Origin of the sequence: Vibrio sp. OPT46 (genome assembly GCF_015163535.1) — a bacterium.
Lineage (GTDB): Bacteria > Pseudomonadota > Gammaproteobacteria > Enterobacterales > Vibrionaceae > Vibrio > Vibrio alginolyticus.
In genome coordinates this window covers 1-535 of sequence record NZ_JADDYG010000223.1, presented here as the reverse complement: position 1 = coordinate 535, position 535 = coordinate 1, and the positions used below count along the sequence as shown (strand labels likewise).

1 protein-coding gene is annotated in these 535 nt (G+C 40.6%); it reads right to left on the bottom strand.

The features are described 5' to 3' along the window. On the bottom strand, nucleotides 1-443 hold a 443-nt coding region (locus tag IQR33_RS09255), incomplete at its 3' end, for a pyruvate kinase (protein ID WP_228013823.1). Nucleotides 444-535 lie beyond the last annotated feature (92 nt).

The following is a 535-nucleotide window of genomic DNA, read 5'->3' as shown; positions in this document are numbered from 1 at the left end:
TTAAGAACTTTACATTTAACTTCAGTTTCAGTCTTAGAGATAACTTCCATCTCGATTAGACCGTCGTCTACTAGGATAGTGTTACCTACGTTTAGGTCTGCTGCGAAACCAGCGTAAGTTACTGCAACTTTATCTTTGTTACCTACAACTGAAGTGTCAGTTGTGAAAGTGAATTCTTGACCTGCTACTAGATCAACATCGTTACCGCCTTCTAGCTTGATAGTGCGGATTTCTGGACCTTTAGTATCTAGAAGAATTGCTAGTGGTTTGCCAGTAGCTTCCATTACTTTACGGAAGTTCGCGATACGAGTGCCGTGTTCTTCGTAGTCACCGTGAGAGAAGTTAAGGCGCATTACGTTCATGCCTGCGTTAACTAGTTCAGTTAGCTTCTCTACAGATTCTGTTTTAGGGCCAATCGTACATACGATTTTGGTCTTTTTCATGGAAGATACTCTCCGGTAAGTATAGTTACAATTTGAAAGTCGGTTATTTACTCTGAAGTCAGGACGTTTTTGATGACATTTAGTACCTGTCA